The organism is Saccharothrix sp. NPDC042600 (genome assembly GCF_040647305.1).
GTDB classification, from domain to species: domain Bacteria; phylum Actinomycetota; class Actinomycetes; order Mycobacteriales; family Pseudonocardiaceae; genus Actinosynnema; species Actinosynnema mutabilis.
Window position 1 is genome coordinate 24199 of the sequence record NZ_JBEZBW010000083.1, and the last position, 12680, is coordinate 36878.

Below are 12680 nucleotides of genomic sequence, written 5' to 3' on the forward strand. Positions count from 1 at the left end.
GCCGGGTGTGCCCGGTGTCACGTCGGGCGCTGTCACGTTCGCGGGGGCGAGCGGTGTCTTGGGAGGCATGTCGGAACACAGGACAGCGAACGCCGACCGGCCGGGGTCGGAGCCGAGCGAGCACGTCGAGCGGTTCACGTTGTTGCGGCCGTTGTTGTTCACGATCGCCTACGAGGTGCTCGGCTCGGCGACCGAGGCCGACGACGTGCTGCAGGACAGCTACCTGCGGTGGGCCGAGGTGGACCTCGCGGCCGTGCGGGACACCAAGTCCTACCTGGCGCGGCTGGTCACGCGGCAGGCGCTCAACGCGTTGCGGGCCGGCGCGCGCCGGCGGGAGGACTACGTCGGGCCGTGGCTGCCCGAGCCGGTGCTGCTGGACGACAACGACGCGTCGGTGGACGTGGTGCTCGCCGAGTCGGTGTCGATGGCGATGCTGGTGCTGCTGGAAACGCTCACACCCGACGAGCGCGTGGTGTTCGTGCTGCGCGAGGTGTTCGGGTTCAGCCACCACGACATCGCCGCCGCCGTGGGCAAGTCGGAGGCGACGGTGCGCCAGGCCGCGCACCGCGCCCGCTCCCACGTCCAGGCCCGGCGCAAGCGGTTCGAACCGGTCGACGCCGCGGTCACCGCGCGGATCACCGAGCAGTTCGTCACCGCCGCCACCACGGGCGACTTCGACGGCCTGGTGACGCTGCTCGCGGAAGACGTCACCTGGACCGCCGACAGCGGCGGCAAGACGACCGCGGCACGCCGGCCGGTGGTCGGCGCGGACCGGGTCGCCGGGTTCATCGTGGACCTCTTCCGCTGGCGCGGCCCGACCATGCGCCTGGAAACCGTCAACTGCAACGGCGCGCCCGCGCTGGTCGCCTACGTGGACGACCGGCTGGAGGGCGTGTTCCTGCTGGAGATCACCGATGGGTTGATCGGCAACTTTACGCCATCCGCAACCCGGACAAGCTCCTGACGCTGGCCGTGCCGCGTCGGCTGAGCCGGTGAGAGGGACCCCGATGACGCAGTTGCCGTGTTCGATGTCGAGTCCTTGGAGGTGACCTGGTGAGCGAGCGGATCCGTTCCACCGCCTACTGGTCCACGACGGTCGTCGTCCTGTTCGAACTGCTCGCCGGAGGGGCGTGGAACCTCACGCGGATCGACTGGGTCGATGCCCAGCTGGTCCACCTGCACTACCCGCCGTACTTCGCTTACGTCCTGGGCGTGGCGCACCTCGCCGCCGCCGTCGTGATCGGGCTGCCCGGTCTGGGGCTGCTCAAAGAATGGGCGTACGCGGGGATCTTCCTCCTGTGGTCCGGTGCCGCGGTCTCGCACCTGGCGGTCGGCGACACGCTGCTGTCGTGGGGGCCGCCGCTGATGTTCCTGGCGTTCGGCGTCGCGTCGTGGGCGCTGCGGCCGGCCGGCCGCAGGCCGGGCCCCGCGCCGTCCACCTCGCGGGCGTGGGCCGGGTCGGTCGGGCTGCTCGTCGCCCTGACCGTCGTCTCGTTCCTGTCCCTGCCCGCCGCCGACGACTTCACCAGCGACTGGCCGAAGCAACGCGGCTGGGTCACCGAACAGTAGCTCTCACTTGAAGGAGAAACCGTGGTCTTCACCAGGATCGGCGCGGCGGCACTCGTCGTGCTCACGGCCGCCGGCTGCGGCGTGGCCCAGGGCGTGCCGGAGGCGCCGGCCCGGGAACGGGTCGAGGTCCTCGAACTCGGGGTGCGCAACGACCAGTACCAGGCGTTGGACTTCGGCGCACCCGGCGTGAGCCTGGGTGACATGGACGTCTACTCGGGCCAGGCGGTCAAGGACGGCCGCGAGGTCGGGTACGGCGGCGGGTCGTGCCAGGTGATCTCGGTCGCGGGCGAGGAGGTGACCATGCAGTGCGTGATCACGATGGACCTGGAGAACGGCTCGGTGACCATGCGGTCCCAGTGGACCAGGGGCGCGAGCCCGCTCGACATGGCCATCACCGGCGGCACGGGCACGTACCGCAAGGCCCGCGGCACGGTCCGTTTCTGGGACATCGGCACGCCCGACGAACGCGCCCGCGCCGAGATCATCCACTGACCCGTCGCGTTGCTCCGCACCCGGCCGCGGTGACCGGGTGCGGAGCGCGGCCGTCACACGAGCTGTTCGGACGGCTCAGGCGCGGTCTTGGTCCTGCGGCGCGCCAGCAGGGCGTCCACGACCAGGAACCCCAGCAGGCTCAAGCCGAACAGCGGCACGAACCAGCCCACGCCGGCCGCGACCACCAGCACGGCCACCAGTCGCGCCCGCGGCACCTTGCGCCACTGGCCGCGCGGCACCGGGCGGCCGAAGCCGCGGGTCGGGCGGCGCCGCCACCACATCCGGTAGCCCAGGACCACCAGCAGGACCAGGCCGATCCCCAGCGCCAGCAGCACGAGCTGGTTGACCAGGCCGAACAGCACGCCCATGTGGGCGTCGATGCCCCACCGGGTCAGCTTGGCCATCAGCGGGTAGTCGGCGAACCGGACGTCGTCCACCACGACACCGTCGGCGACGGCGACCGCGTCGACCTGCGTGGGCCAGCCGCGCTCGATCTCGGCGACCTTCCACACGCCCTTAGTGGGCAGGGTGATCTCGACGGCCCGCGCGTCGATGCCGGCGGACCGGGCCACCCCCAGCACGGTGTCCACTTCGGACGGTGACGTGCCGGTCGGGGTGCCGCTGGTGTGGCCGGCGTGGTCGCCGGAGCCGGTCGTGCTCAGCGCCGGGGTGGTCCAGCCGAAGGTCTCGCGCAGGTCGGCCACGTTCTCCCCGGCGTACTTCGACCAGGCCAACCCGGTGGCGGACAGGAACAGCGCGCCGACCAGCACCCACAGGCCCAGCACGGCGTGGCGGCGCACGGCCGCCTTGGGCTTGGCCGCCCGCCGCCGGGCGAACCACAGGACCACGCCGCCCAACGCGACCACCCACAGCCAGGACGCGGCCAGCTCGCTGTAGACGCGGCCGAACTCGCCGAGCAGCAGGTTGCTGTGCACCTGGTCGAGCACGGTCCGCAGCGGCAGCACGCCGCTGGACCCGTAGGTGACCAGCTCGCCCACCACCGAGCCGGTGCCGGGGTCGACGAAGACCGCGAGCCGCTCGGACTCGCCGAGCGAGTCGGCGGTGAACAGCACCCGGGTGGTGGCGCCGGGCTCGGGCGCGGGCCGGACCGCGACGAGCGTGGCCGACGGCCGCGCCGCCACCGCCGCCTCGACCTGCCGCGCCAGCGGGACGGTCCGCTCGGCGGCGGGGACGGTCAACTGCTCGGAGTACAGCCAGGATTCCAGTTGCGGCGTGGCCGCGTAGAGGACGCCGGTCAGCGCGGCGATGAGCACGAACGGGCCGACGAGCACGCCGGCGTAGAAGTGGAAGCGCAGCACGAGGCCGCGCCAGGACGTTGTCATGGCGAAAGCTCCTCAGGGTGTGCGGTAGCGCCACCGGTCCACAGAGGACGGTGGTGTGACTGGCTCGCTCACTTCCTCAGGAGACGGGCGGCCCGCGGCGCGGCACGGTGCGCCGGCGCGACACCTCGGACAACGGCTGCTCGGGGTGCCCGGCGATCGGGATGCGCAACGGCGCGACCGCCGGCGGCGGCGACAACCGGCGCGGCAACACCGACGCCAACGCCGCCGCGACCCGGAACACCGCGCGCTCCGCGCCGGTCAGCGCGACGACCACGACGGCCGTGGCGAGCGCGTGCGCGGACAGCATCGACGGCGACGGCAGGACCGCGCCGGGGTGGCGGCTGACCACGGCCAGGAACACATGCATCGTGACCTGCACCGACACCACCAGCGCGACGATCTCGCCGAACCCGACCTGCCGGTCGGTCAACGGCCCGCAGGCCCACCCGACCACCGCGGCGAAGGCGAGGACGTGCGGCAACGCCGGCACGTGCCCACCCGCGCTCGCGTGCGCGACCACGGCCAACAGCCCGGACGACAACCCGATCACGCCACAGCGCGCCACGCGCACGGCACCGCGGGTCGGGGTCGTCACGCTTCGCAGCGTATCGACCTGTGGTCCGCAGGCGAAGGCTCGACCTCGGCGGGGGTGCGGGAAGTTGCCGACCGCGCACAGCGGCCCCCGTCGCCGGCCTTCGCCCGGCAGGCTGCGAGGCCCCTGCTCCACCCTCAGGAGGTCCCTGCATGACCAGATCGCTCACCCTCGCCGTCGTGTCGGCGCTCGCGGTCGTCCTGGCGCCCACCGCCGCGGTCCGGGCGGCCGGCGAACTCGTCGTCCAGCAACCCGTCCCGAAGTCGGTCGTCGACCGCTACCGCCTGGACACCCGGTGGTACGCGAAGTACGTCAAGGGCCCGGTGGACGCCACCACCGGCCGGTCCGTCGCCGTGCTCGGCTCGGCCGCCATCGACAACGCGACCCTGCTCAAAGCCGCCCGCCAGCTCAACGCGCTGGTGCGCACGTACCCCTACTACCCGGTCAACGAGCTGGACCGGCGCAACGTGCGGGTCGTCATCACCGCGCGCGGCGAGAAGATGAGTTCCATCCCCGAGGTCTACGCGGCGTACGGGACCAGCTTGGACGCCCGCTACTGGGCCGGGATGGGCGCGACGGACGCGTTGCCGCTGTCCGTGGGCACCGAAGCCAACCTCATGGACAACTTCGGCGCGGAGAACTGCTACGTCCACGAATTCGGGCACACGGTCGCCGACATGGCGTTGCGGCACATCGACCCGAACTTCACCCGCGACCTGCAAGCGGCATACGACCGCGCGAAGTCGTTGGGGCTGTGGAACAACACCTACGCGGCGACCAACACGTCCGAGTACTGGGCCGAGGGTGTCCAGTCGTACTTCGGCGTCAACAAGGAGGGTCCGCGCGGCGGCGACGGGGTGCACAACGACGTGAACACCCGCGCGGAGCTGTCCGCCTACGACACCGCGCTCCACGGCCTGCTCGACCGGGTGTACCGGGGCGCGTCCCTGCCGTCCTGACCGTTCGCACGGTGGCGCCCTCGCGGGGGCGTCCCTCGCGGGGCGTCACCGTGGCAGGGACGAGCGCAGTGACCGGTACTCGCGCTGCACGAGCCGCAGGTTCGAGGTCGCCGCCGTCGCCAGCAGTGGTGCGGCGAGGTGCGTGGCGGCGTCGCGCTCCCCCGCGCGGGCCAGGCAGTCCGCGAGGCGCAGGGCGAGCATGAGCCGGGCCGGGCGGGCGTGTCCGGGCGCGAGGTCCAGGGCGGCTTGGGCGGTGTCGGCGGCCCGGCGGGCGAGGGCGCGGTCGCCCGTGCGGGCGGCGAGGTCGCGCCGACCGCCGGAGAGCAGCGCGTGGACGTGGACACCGCCTTCGGTCATCCAGGACGCCTCGACCCGGTCCCGCTCACCGAACCGCGCGATCAACCGGCGCGCGGCGGCGACGTGACGGGCGAACTCGGCACGGTCGCCCCGCAACGCCCCGACCCGCGCCTGGTGCAACCGCCCGTGCGCGACGGCCCACCGCCGGGTCCGGTCGGCGGTGCGGGCGGCGAGGGCGTACCGGGCGGCCGAGTCGACGTCCCGTTCCAACTGGGCGAAGTGGCTGAGCAGGCCGAAGATCCGGCACAGTGCGGCGGTGTTGCCGGAGGCGTCGGCCCAGGACGCGCCCCGGTGCAGCCACCCCGTCGCGGCGACGGACTGGCCCACCTCACCGCGCAACTGGCCCGCGAGGGCGGCGTAGTCGGCGGCGAGGTGGAGGTCCGCGGGTGCGGTGGCGCGGCGCACCAGGTCACCCGCGACGCGTTCGACGGCGGTGGCCAGCGGCGTCGGGTCCAGCACCTCGGAGCCGACCTGGTGCAGGATGGCCAGCCGACCGAGGTGGGCGTGCACGCCGCCACCGTCTTCGGCCTCGGCGAGCCCGGCTTCCACGCACGGTTCGTCGGCGTGCAACGGACAGGTCAGCCCAAGCGGCCGGCTGACCCTCTCCCTCCAGGTACGCCACGGCAACACCACTTCGTGCTCGTCGGAGGACCCCGGCAACGGCACAGGCGACCCGTCCAACCGATCACCGGTCCCGGTGACGTTGCCGCGCCGGGCGGCCAACACGGCGACCCCGAGCCCGGCCAACTCACCCCCGGCCCCCAACAACACGTCCACCCGACGCGCGACCGCCACCGAGACCGCTCGTCGGCCGGACTCCAGGTGGCTGATGTGGGTCTTGTCGTAGCGGAGGCGGTGGGCGAGTTGGGCTTGGGAGAGGCCGGCGTGCTCACGCCAGTAGCGGAGTCGTGCGCCGAACCGGGCCTGTGCCGGACCGGCGGGGTCGGTCTGACACCTGCGACGTTGCACGGCAGACCTCCTGGCGCGGTCAGCGGACTCCGCTGTCGTCGGCGGCGTCGGTTTCGGCGTCGGTTTCGTCGGCGTCGGCGTCGGCGTCGGCGTCGGCGTCGGCGTCGGCGTCGGCGTCGGCGTTCGGAGTATGTGACATTGCACTGTCCGACACAACCTCCCCCGCCCGTGTCAGCGCTGTGACTGCCCGGTGTCAGGCGACGCCGTGATCGTTGCCCTCAACAGCGAAAACGGGAGAGCGACCATGACGACCTTCACCACCCCGACCCCGATCACAGCCAACCTCACCACCGCCGGCGCCCAGGTGCGGGTCGTCGCGAGTCCACGGTCCGACACCGTCGTCCAAGTCCGACCCTTGAACAGCGCGAACAAGACGGACGTGAAGGTCGCCGAGAAGACCAGGGTCGAGTTCTCCGGCGGTGACTTGAGGGTGGAGACCACCAAGTCCGGTGACCGGCGGGGTTCGGTGGCCATCACGATCGAGCTGCCGGCGGGGTCCGACCTGGTCCTGAACACGGCGTGGACGGACGTGCGGGCCGAGGGCGACCTGGGCGACTGCCGGCTGAGCACCCTGTCCGGCTCGATCCGCCTGGAGCGGGTGTCCGCGGTGCGCGGCGACCTCGTGGAGAGCGGGGTCGAGATCGGGCACGTCGCCGGTGCCGTGGAGGTCGATGGCGGTGCCGGCGGCCTGCGCCTGGGCGAGGTGGTGGGCGAGGTGCGCTACGCGGGCTCGTCGGGCGAGGTCTGGATCGGCCACGCCCACGCGGACGTGCACCTCGGCGGGTCGAACGGCAGCTTCACGATCGACCGAGCGGACGGGAACGTCACCGCGGAGGCCGCGAACTGCCCGATCCGGGTCGGCCGGATGGCGGGCGGTCAGGCGCACCTGGCGAACGCGTCGGGCGGCATCGAGGTCGGGGTGGCGAGGGACGTGACGGCGGAGGTGGACGCGACCAGCACAAAGGGCACCGTCCGCAACACCCTGCCCACCCCCACCACAGCCGCCCCAATCCTGAGGCTCCACGCCCGAACCCGCCTGAACGACATCCACATCCACCCGGCCACGACCTGACTCCAGGTCCCCTTCAACCGTGCACCTCTTCGGCCGCTCACTTCCGAGGAGCGGGGAGCCAAGGCCCCACGACCGCCAACCCCGACCCTCCGGCCCCGCCATTCGCCTTCCCGGTCCAGCCTCCGGTCCCCGGCTTGCCCGCGCCTTCCGCCTTACGCCCCAACTCCCGGCTGCGAGCCCCGGCTCCCGGCACTCGGCTCCCACAGCTCCCGGCGTGACACCCGGCGCTCGGCACGTGGTGTTCGGCGTCGGCGCTCGGGATCCGGGGTTCGGCGTGAGGCGTGCGGCGTGCGGCGTGGGCGTGCGGCGTGCGGCATGGGTGGGGCCCGAGCGCGGCCGGCCTGCCGCCAAGCCGGCCGCAGCCGCACTCGCAGTCGCGGTCGTGGTCACCGCCGCAGTCGGGGTCACCGCCACAGTCGCGGTCGCGGTCACGGTCACCGCCACGGGCACCGCCACGGGCACCGCCACGGGCACCGCCACGGGCACGGTCGCGGTCACGGCAGCCCTCGCCGCGCCACCCTCACCCCTTCACCACATCAAAAATTTCAGTCAACCAAAAGTTTTACTTCACCGAAATGGAGTTTTCAGCCGTGGACAGCACCAGTGAGCGACGTGAGAACGGTGTCGAGCGGGGCTGGGAGAAGGTGGCCGACGTCTTCAAAGCGAACTTCGCCGACGAAGGTGAAGTAGGCGCTGCCTGCGCCGTCTACCTCGACGGCAAACCGGTGGTCGATCTCTGGGACGGCCTCGCCGACCGGGACACCGCCAAGCCCTGGCGGGACGACACGATCGTCCAAGTCGCCTCCACCACCAAGGGCGCGACGGCCATCTGCGCCCACCTCCTCGTCCAGCGCGGACAACTCGACCTCGACGCCCCCGTCTCCCGCTACTGGCCCGAGTTCGGCAGCAAAGGCAAAGAAGCGATCACCGTCCGCTGGCTGCTGTCCCACCAAGCCGGCCTGCCGCTCGTCGACGGGCCGCTGACCTTCGAGCAGGCCTGTCGGTGGGACCCGGTCATCGAGGCCCTTGAAAACCAGGAGCCGTTGTGGCGGCCCGGCACCGAGCACGTCTACCACAGCATGACCTTCGGCTTCCTGGTCGGCGAAGTCGTCCGGCGGATCACCGGCAAGTCGCTCGGCACCTTCTTCGCCGACGAGGTCGCCGCCCCGCTCGGCCTCAGCGCCTGGATCGGCCTCCCCGACACCGAAGAACCCCGCGTCGCCAAGGTGCACTACGCCGCGCCCTTCAGCCTCGAACAGCTCATCGCCGGCATCATCAAGGCCACCGGGCTCGACGCCGACACGGTCAACGCCTGGGTCACCGCCGTCTGGGGCGCGGACTCGGTGCAGGCCCGCGCCGGCGAACTCGGTGGCGCGCTGGACCACTCGACCGCCTACCACGAGACGCGGGCGTGGCGCGCGGCCGAGTTCCCCGCTGCCAACATGCTCGCCGACGCCCGGTCCGTGGCCAAGATGTACGCCGCCACGGTCAGCGACGTCGACGGCGTCCGCCTCCTCACCCCGGACACCGTCACCACGATGACCGAGATCCACACCGACAAGACCAGGATGCACGGCCTTCCCCCCGGCCTGGACCTCCCCGCCGACCGCACGTTCAACATGTCCCTCGGCTTCTGGCGCGCCTGCCCGCCGATGCCGCTGCTGGGCCCCGGCTCGTTCGGCCACCCCGGGTCCGGCGGGTCGATCGGGTTCGCGGACCCGGACGCGCGAGTCGGCTTCGCCTACGTCACCAACCTGTGGAACTTCCGCGCCGACGACCCGCGGGCGGCCGAGCTGGCCAAGGCCGTTCGCTCCTGTCTCGGCTGAACTACAGCGTCGCGACCCAGTCGACCACGGCGCGGTGGTAGTCGGGCGCGTTGGGCGCGTAGTTGATGGAGTGTCCGTATCCGTCGAGGATGTAGGTGTGCAGGCGGGCCTCCGGGGCGAAGTACGGGGCCTCGGAGGCGCGCAGCGCTTCGGGTGACGAGCAGTCGCTGCCCAGCGGGGTGCCGCAGAAGTGGGTGTCGTTGCCGACCACGAGCAGCACCGGCACGTCGATCGCGCGGCTGGCCGGGATGACGACGTTGGTCAACGCGAGGGTGTCCACGGCTTCCGTCGCGGCGAACACGTCCTTTGTGGACTCGTCCACCGCGATGGCCTCCGGGACGTTCGGGCCGGGCGTGTGGAAGGCCGAGTACCGGGTGCCGGGGCTGGTGGTGAGGTAGCCGGCGTCCAGGCCGCGGCCGGCCAGTTGCGGGTCCAGCGCGGCGGGGATCATGCCGGCCAGGACGGGTAGCACGGTGATGTGGTTCATGCGGTGGGTCATCCCGGTGACCAGCACGCCGTCCACGTCGCGGTGCAGCCCGGCCTCGATCATCGCCATCGCCGCGCCGATCGAGTGCCCGCCGACGACGACGCGCTCGAACCGGGGCCGCACCGTCCGCACGACCTGGTGCACGGCGTTGGCCTGGACGGTCGCGGTGACCAGGGTGCTCAGCGGCTTGGAGCTCTGGCCGGTGCCCAGCCGGTCCACGGCGAGGGTCGCGATGCCGGCGTTGTTCATCGCCTGCCGGTAGGAGCGGGTGCCCGGTGTGTAGGAGATGTCCCAGTACGAGCTGTTGTACGTGCCACCGGGGATGAGCACCTGCACGGTCCGGGCACCCTGCGGCGTGCACAGCCTGCCGTACATGGTCTCCACGGCCAGCAGGATCCGCACCGGCACCCGCACGTCCTCGCACGTCACGGGGGCCGCCGTCGCCGCGCCCGGCACCAGCCAGGTGGTCACGACCAGCAGCACGACGGCACAGATCCGGCGGACACTGTTCCAGGGCACGGGGAACTACCTCCAACGGGGACGGGATTCGACGCGCATGAGCATGCCGCTGGGGTAGGCGGCGGACGTGAACTTCACCCGGACCTGCTTGTCCGGTAAGGGGGTCAGGCGGTGTCGCGCGGCGATGGCGGCCAGGGCGACGACGATCTCGGTGTGGGCGAACAGGTTCCCGAGGCACTGGCGGGCGCCGGCGCCGAACGGGACGTACGCGCCCCTGGGTAATCGGGCGGCGCGCTCGGGTTCCCAGCGGTCGGGGTCGAACCGCTCGGGGTCGTCGTGGGACGCCGGGTCGTGGTGCAGGGCGTGCGGGCTGACGATGACCTCGCCGCCGGCGGGGATCGTCGCCTCCCCCAGTTCGACGTCGACCAGGGCGCGGCGCATCAGGATCCACACGGGGTACTTGCGCAGCACCTCGTCGACGACCCGGCCCAGGTAGACCAGGCGCGGCACGTCCTCGGCCGTCACGGGGCGGCCGGCGAGCACTTCGTCCACCTCGGCGTGCACCCGGGCCTCGACCGCGGGGTGCGCCGCGATCTCGTGGCACGCCCACGCCAGCGCGATGGCCGTGGTCTCGATGCCGGCCGTGAGCAGGGTCAGCACCTCGTCGTAGGTCTGCTGGTCGGTCATGCCGCCGCCGGTGTCGTCGTCCTGCGCCAGCAACAACGTCGAGAGCAGGTCGCCGTGGTCCACGCCCTCGGCGCGGCGGGCCGCGATGACGTCGAGCACGATCGCCTTCATCCGCGCGACGGCACGGTCGAATTCGCGGTTGGCTGGAATCGGCAGGCGTTCCACGAAGGACGGTGACAACGCGCGCACCATGCCCTGCTTGATCACGGTGAAGATCGAGCGCCGCACCTCCGCGACGACCGGCGCGCCGATGCCGGTGGAGAACAGCGCCTCGCCGACGATGGTGACGGCCAGGCCCTGCATGTCGTCCTCGACCACCCGCACCTCGCCGGCGCGCCAGCCGGCCACCAGGTCGGCGGTGGCGCGACGCATCGTCTCGACGTAGCCCGCGATGCGATCGCGGTGGAACGCGGGCTGGACCATGCGGCGCTGCCGGCGGTGGAACGACCCGTTGGACAACAGGAGGCCGTTGCCGAGGTAGGGCTGGAACTTGTCGAACATCGCGCCCTTGCGGAACTTCGCGCCCTGCGCCACCAGCACCTCGTGCGAAAGTCGAGGACTGGTCACGAAAAACGCGGGCAACGGCCCGAGGTCCACGCGCACGACCTCGCCCAGTTCCCGCAAAGATGCGGTGAAGTCGGCGCGGTGCCGCAACAACGGCAGGCTGTGCCCGAGTAACGGCAGCCGGCCGGGCGCCACCGGAACGGGCATTTTGGCTCCACCACCGAAGACGAGTACGTCCACCCACGAACGGTGGAACACCCTAGAAGCCGACAGCGGGCAGGGGACAGTGCCCGATCGGGTGGAACACCATCACCCCGACAGCGCAACCGCCGCACGCCGCCGGTCGCTATGCTCGCGGCCCCGCCCTCGACTGGCTGAGGTGTTCACCGTGACCCGAACCCGCGACTGGGTGCCCGACAGCGTCGACGTCTCCGTGCCCAGCATGGCCCGCACCTACGACTACATGCTGGGCGGCGCGCACAACTTCGCCGTGGACCGCGAGGTGGGCCAGAAGATCGAACAGGTGATGCCGGGCCTGCGCACCGCCGCCCGCGTCAACCGGGCGTTCCTGAAGCGGGTGGTGCGGTTCATGGTGGACTCGGGCATCCGGCAGTTCCTCGACATCGGCTCCGGCATCCCCACGGTCGCCAACGTCCACGAGGTGGCCCAGCTGGCGGACCCGTCGTGCCGGGTGGTGTACGTGGACCGCGACCCGATCGCCGTGGCGCACAGCGAACTGATGCTGGCCACCAACGACCGCGCGGCGATCGTGAAGGCCGACATGCGCGACCCGGAGCACATCCTCGACCACCCGGTGACCCGGAGCCTGATCGACTTCGACCAGCCCGTGGGCCTGCTGTTCCTGCTGGTCCTGCACTGGGTCCCCGACGAGGCGAACCCCCAAGCGCTGCTGGCCCGCTACCGCGCCGCCCTGGCCCCCGGCAGCTACCTGGCACTGACCCACGTCAGCGCCGACCACCAGGACAGCACGCTGACGGCGGCCACGGACGTGATCAAGCGCAGCAACAGCCCCGACCAGGTCACCGAACGCACACACGCACAGGTCACAGCCCTGTTCGGCGACTTCGACCTGGTAGAACCGGGCCTGGTCGGCTGCGGCGAATGGCGCCCCCACGGCCCAGGCGACATCTCGGACCGCCCGAACATGAACATGCTCGTCTACGCCGGCGTAGCCCACAAACCCACCCCCTGACCACCCCCAGCGCCGCAGGCGCACGCCCTTCACGGGCTATCAGCCCAAGGAAGGGCGTCGGTTCGTTCCCCGTACGGCCTGGGCGCAGCCCAACCGCGCTTCGCTCCTTCTCGCAACCAGCTTTACCGGTTGCGAGAAGGAGCGAAGGGTG

At 71.9% G+C, this 12680-nt stretch carries 13 protein-coding genes; 7 read left to right on the plus strand and 6 right to left on the minus strand.

The genetic code is table 11. The annotated features are described in order from the left end of the window. Positions 1 to 67: 67 nt before the first annotated feature. The 3 genes from sigJ to AB0A74_RS32960 all read left to right on the plus strand — a co-directional run bounded on the left by sigJ (position 68) and on the right by AB0A74_RS32960 (position 2061). Entirely contained in the window at positions 68 to 964 is an 897-nt protein-coding gene (sigJ, locus tag AB0A74_RS32950; protein WP_358255673.1) for an RNA polymerase sigma factor SigJ, read from the plus strand. An 89-nt stretch (positions 965 to 1053) separates the two neighbouring features. Beyond that, on the plus strand, positions 1054 to 1569 hold the full coding sequence (locus AB0A74_RS32955; RefSeq protein ID WP_358255674.1) for a DoxX family protein: 516 nt from the start codon (positions 1054 to 1056) through the stop codon (positions 1567 to 1569). 21 nt (positions 1570 to 1590) lie between these two features. After that, the gene (locus tag AB0A74_RS32960) at positions 1591 to 2061 is read left to right on the plus strand and encodes a hypothetical protein (RefSeq protein ID WP_358255676.1); all 471 of its coding nucleotides are present in this window, start codon (positions 1591 to 1593) and stop codon (positions 2059 to 2061) included. 53 nt (positions 2062 to 2114) lie between these two features. On the opposite strand, the gene AB0A74_RS32965 is transcribed toward AB0A74_RS32960, so the two are convergent. After that, a complete protein-coding gene (locus AB0A74_RS32965; protein WP_358255677.1) occupies positions 2115 to 3404 on the minus strand; it encodes a PepSY-associated TM helix domain-containing protein in 1290 nt (429 codons plus the stop codon). Positions 3405 to 3480: 76 nt separating this feature from the next. Continuing rightward, positions 3481 to 3999, minus strand: a complete 519-nt coding sequence (locus AB0A74_RS32970; RefSeq protein ID WP_358255679.1) for a hypothetical protein — start codon at positions 3997 to 3999, stop codon at positions 3481 to 3483. A gap of 149 nt (positions 4000 to 4148) precedes the next feature. On the opposite strand from AB0A74_RS32970, the gene AB0A74_RS32975 reads away from it, so the two are divergent. Next, a complete protein-coding gene (locus AB0A74_RS32975; protein WP_358255680.1) occupies positions 4149 to 4955 on the plus strand; it encodes a hypothetical protein in 807 nt (268 codons plus the stop codon). Positions 4956 to 5000: 45 nt separating this feature from the next. Here AB0A74_RS32975 and AB0A74_RS32980 read toward each other — a convergent pair whose 3' ends face one another. Then, positions 5001 to 6281, minus strand: coding sequence for a helix-turn-helix transcriptional regulator (locus tag AB0A74_RS32980; RefSeq protein ID WP_358255682.1), 1281 nt, complete (start codon positions 6279 to 6281; stop codon positions 5001 to 5003). Between the two features lie 19 nt (positions 6282 to 6300). Then, positions 6301 to 6435 carry a hypothetical protein gene (locus AB0A74_RS32985; RefSeq protein ID WP_358255684.1) on the minus strand — a complete coding sequence of 45 codons (135 nt, stop codon included), beginning with the start codon at positions 6433 to 6435 and terminating at the stop codon, positions 6301 to 6303. Positions 6436 to 6525: 90 nt separating this feature from the next. Between AB0A74_RS32985 and AB0A74_RS32990 the strand changes: the two genes are divergently transcribed. Both AB0A74_RS32990 and AB0A74_RS32995 read left to right on the plus strand, forming a co-directional pair. Then, a complete protein-coding gene (locus AB0A74_RS32990; RefSeq protein ID WP_358255686.1) occupies positions 6526 to 7353 on the plus strand; it encodes a DUF4097 family beta strand repeat-containing protein in 828 nt (275 codons plus the stop codon). 590 nt (positions 7354 to 7943) lie between these two features. Then, a complete protein-coding gene (locus AB0A74_RS32995; protein WP_358255688.1) occupies positions 7944 to 9179 on the plus strand; it encodes a serine hydrolase domain-containing protein in 1236 nt (411 codons plus the stop codon). A 1-nt stretch (position 9180) separates the two neighbouring features. On the opposite strand, the gene AB0A74_RS33000 is transcribed toward AB0A74_RS32995, so the two are convergent. Continuing rightward, the gene (locus tag AB0A74_RS33000) at positions 9181 to 10185 is read right to left on the minus strand and encodes an alpha/beta hydrolase (RefSeq protein ID WP_358255690.1); all 1005 of its coding nucleotides are present in this window, start codon (positions 10183 to 10185) and stop codon (positions 9181 to 9183) included. A gap of 6 nt (positions 10186 to 10191) precedes the next feature. Next, entirely contained in the window at positions 10192 to 11523 is a 1332-nt protein-coding gene (locus tag AB0A74_RS33005) for a cytochrome P450 (RefSeq protein ID WP_358255692.1), read from the minus strand. Between the two features lie 181 nt (positions 11524 to 11704). Between AB0A74_RS33005 and AB0A74_RS33010 the strand changes: the two genes are divergently transcribed. Then, the gene (locus AB0A74_RS33010; RefSeq protein ID WP_358255694.1) at positions 11705 to 12529 is read left to right on the plus strand and encodes an SAM-dependent methyltransferase; all 825 of its coding nucleotides are present in this window, start codon (positions 11705 to 11707) and stop codon (positions 12527 to 12529) included. The last annotated feature ends 151 nt before the right edge of the window (positions 12530 to 12680 follow it).